Origin of the sequence: Massilia eurypsychrophila (genome assembly GCF_002760655.1) — a bacterium.
GTDB lineage: Bacteria > Pseudomonadota > Gammaproteobacteria > Burkholderiales > Burkholderiaceae_D > JAFCUW01.
Genome location: NZ_PDOC01000063.1, coordinates 1 through 3,034, shown reverse-complemented (window position 1 = coordinate 3,034; position 3,034 = coordinate 1). Strand labels below are relative to the sequence as shown.

The following is a 3,034-nucleotide window of genomic DNA, read 5'->3' as shown; positions in this document are numbered from 1 at the left end:
AAGCGCTTCTTCGACAAGGCCATGGGAGCGAACGGCGATCCGGACAAGGTCGCGATGGACAAGAGTGGCGCCAACAAGGCGGCGATCGATGCGATCAACGCCGGCCGCGACGTGCCGATCCTGGTGCGCCAAGTCAAATACCTCAACAACATCGTCGAGCAGGACCATCGCGCCAGCAAGCGGGTGACCAGGCCGATGCTCAACTTCAAATCGTTCCGGTCTGCCGGCTCCGTGCTCGCCGGCATCGAGCTGATGCACATGATCCGCAAGGGCCAGTTCGCAATCGACGGCGCTGATGCAATGTCGTTCGCCGACCAATTTTCTGTGCTGGCAGGAATAGTCCGTCCGGTTTGAGCGGCACAATGCCGTCCTAGGGAAATTCTGTCGTTTGATCAACAACGCGACAGAACCCTGTCGTGCCGGGCCGCACCGAAATTATTCTCACGAATTTCCGTCCTATTGTTCGCGCACGAACCTCAATGTCCGGCGCAGGTATTCGAAGCCCTTGAGCGTCACTGGCACTTCGTGCAAGATGTCTCCGTTGTCAGCCAACACATCGACCCATTGGTCGGCACAGCATCGGCGATCATGCCAAACGCTTCGAGCCGCCGCAGCACCAACGAACAGCCCTGCAACGGATTTTCAGGGAACGTTGTGCCGGTGAAGTGGCGAAGGTCTTCGTTCACGATCCGCGCTGGACGCAGCGCGTGCGAACGAAACTGCATTGGCTCATCACCGTCCCGCGTCTTCAACATTACGATGCTCATAAATTTCCTCACTGGACAGGCACTGCGCCGGCCCCTCTCAATGACAATGTCAGCTCATGGCTGGCATCGCTACTACTGGAATTTTCGCGCTAGGGCGTTACGAGGTACGTTGCTGCAAGGCGCACTCGATTTTTTTATCCGTCTTGTACTGGCTCAACGCATACACTGCCCAGATCGTCGCTGGAATCCAGCCGATCAGTGTCAGTTGCAAAATCAAGCAAACGATTCCAGCAATCGGGCGACCGATAGTGAAAAACGTCAGCCAAGGAAGAAACAGAGAAATGAGTAAGCGCATGATTATTCCGCTACGAGGCGGCCTTTCAAAATTGCCGGCATCCGGCCGGTGCGGTGCGCCTAGTGGCGCGGTGATTTTTTTCCTTTGGAATTAAGCCTCGATAAACTCGCCAGTGCTCTTACTTTTTCAATATGTAACATTTCGATCCGTTTAGCGATGCGGCCAATCAGGGCCTCTTTCGTTACGTGATCAGCAACGGGCAGATCGAAGGGAACATCGAGCGACATGGGAGGCAAAAGATAGTCGCGCTCCAGCCTACGCGCGGCCTTTTGCCCGAATGAAGCAGTCCCTGACAAAAGCTGGGAGATGTAGCTCTGCTCGTCTGCTTTGACGTGACGACCTGCCAGTGCTGCTCTTAACCGCTCTCGGCGCGTCTCCTTGTTCATCACAATTTTCCTTGGCGTTAGATAAACACAGCAGCAGGGACCTGAAAGCGTCCGGCCAGTTCTTTAATTTGCCGAACGTTGAGTTCGCGTTTCCCACGCAAAATCTCTGACACCACTCCCTGGCTGCCGATTTCTGGAAGATCGGACTGGGTGAGTTGATGCTGTTGCATCAGGAACCGCAAAGTCGCAGCCGGCGTAACTTCTTGAGCCGGGTTGTGCAAATCCTCGTAGTCACCAATCACGGCACCCAACGCATTGGTCACATCGCCGAGTGGTGAACTTTCGTCAGCAGCGCCTGCATCCAGAAGCTGGTTCAAGATCGTGACGGCTTTCTCATAGTCCACGTCCGTGCGAATCGCGCGCAGCGGTACAAGAGCCGCTAGAGCCTGAAAACGGGAGGTGATGTCGCTAATCACCTGGCGGTCCATTAAGGTTTCCATTTGTCGTACTCCTTGTGCGTAAAAACATGGCGAACAAACAGCTTTTGCTGATCGAAATGTATCGCAGCAATAATGCGATATTTGTTGCCGCCGATGTCGAAGACGTAATAAATGTCCACCTTATCGACCGCATTGAACGTAGCTTTTACCTCAGCAAAATTTGAAAATGTCCTAGACTCGGCAATCTTGCGCCACGCCTGAAGTGGCTCCCCGGCTGGGGGGTGGATTGCAGAGAAGTCTGTCAGGGCTTTGTTGGATATCACTCGCATAAAGAAACTTTATCTCATATTGAGATGTTTGTATAGCCCTTTCTTCGGAGGATGATGAGGTAGGTAGCTGTTGCCGCTGGCGTCGCCGGGATGGACAGTTTCATCAGGAGCGAGGTATTAGGCCAAGCCCCGCGCTTGCCCCTCTTACTGGCAAAACCGGTCGGGGCCGGCTTGCGCCTGCTGGGATTTTCCGTCACAAGTTTTGTCCAGGGCGCACAAGTAATTTGCGACGTTCTTGACAAGTAAAACAGACCCAACGTGTGGTCTTACCGCGCAGGATATAACTCCCGGCGTCTACTTCAACCTCGCTGCCGTGCGTCGAACAGTAGCGGCGGCCGGTGCTGCGAGCCGCGGCTTCGGTGAGCTTTTTAAGAGAGCCAGACATTGGGGCGATCTTCCTTTTGGATTATGCATAAGGCGGGACACTAAAACAGCGACCCACCTGTTTGAGTCGCGGCCTCAATACGGGCGACCACAGAATTCGGAAAAAATAGCACGCTAAGGATTTTCCCGGATTGCCCAACTATTTTGAGTGGGCGTTCTCAAAGACCAAGTGCAACACCTTCTCCTGCAAAAGTGCCGCCATGTAGCCCCCGATTGAACCACGGCCTGGCCGGTACCACGACCGGTCAGAGTCACTTCAACGTTGGGGCTGCGGCCGACATCAGACCTCATCGCTGCGGTCGGCAACCTCAAGCTTGAACTGCCATCCCTCGAAACACATCAACGCATGTCCAAGTTCGTTCCAGGAGAACTCCTGCCCATCGATCGTAACGAGCGGCAAGCGGCCCTCGGCGGCATCGTCCCAGCCGATGCGCCCTCGGACGGTCTCCTCGATGATTGCCAGACCGAGCCTGCCGCGTCTTACGTGCATCAC

At 54.9% G+C, this 3,034-nt stretch carries 7 protein-coding genes; 1 reads left to right on the top strand and 6 read right to left on the bottom strand.

The window, feature by feature from the left end; genetic code table 11:
* The coding region (locus CR105_RS27190) for a DDE-type integrase/transposase/recombinase (RefSeq protein WP_143752831.1) at positions 1-354 on the top strand (354 nt) is incomplete at its 5' end.
* Positions 355-512: 158 nt separating this feature from the next.
* Here the strand turns inward: CR105_RS27190 and CR105_RS27185 are convergent.
* The 6 genes from CR105_RS27185 to CR105_RS28610 form a co-directional block, all read right to left on the bottom strand.
* A complete protein-coding gene (locus tag CR105_RS27185) occupies positions 513-767 on the bottom strand; it encodes a hypothetical protein (RefSeq protein ID WP_099794073.1) in 255 nt (84 codons plus the stop codon).
* Between the two features lie 97 nt (positions 768-864).
* The gene (locus tag CR105_RS27180) at positions 865-1,062 is read right to left on the bottom strand and encodes a YqaE/Pmp3 family membrane protein (protein ID WP_099794070.1); all 198 of its coding nucleotides are present in this window, start codon (positions 1,060-1,062) and stop codon (positions 865-867) included.
* A gap of 59 nt (positions 1,063-1,121) precedes the next feature.
* Positions 1,122-1,448 carry a hypothetical protein gene (locus CR105_RS28745; RefSeq protein ID WP_218968767.1) on the bottom strand — a complete coding sequence of 109 codons (327 nt, stop codon included), beginning with the start codon at positions 1,446-1,448 and terminating at the stop codon, positions 1,122-1,124.
* Between the two features lie 17 nt (positions 1,449-1,465).
* Positions 1,466-1,888, bottom strand: coding sequence for a helix-turn-helix domain-containing protein (locus CR105_RS27170; RefSeq protein ID WP_099794068.1), 423 nt, complete (start codon positions 1,886-1,888; stop codon positions 1,466-1,468).
* Positions 1,876-2,157, bottom strand: a complete 282-nt coding sequence (locus CR105_RS27165) for a type II toxin-antitoxin system HigB family toxin (protein ID WP_099794066.1) — start codon at positions 2,155-2,157, stop codon at positions 1,876-1,878. The genes CR105_RS27170 and CR105_RS27165 overlap by 13 nt, the downstream gene beginning before the upstream one ends.
* A gap of 664 nt (positions 2,158-2,821) precedes the next feature.
* On the bottom strand, positions 2,822-3,034 hold a 213-nt coding region (locus CR105_RS28610; protein WP_441295120.1), incomplete at its 5' end, for a DUF7713 domain-containing protein.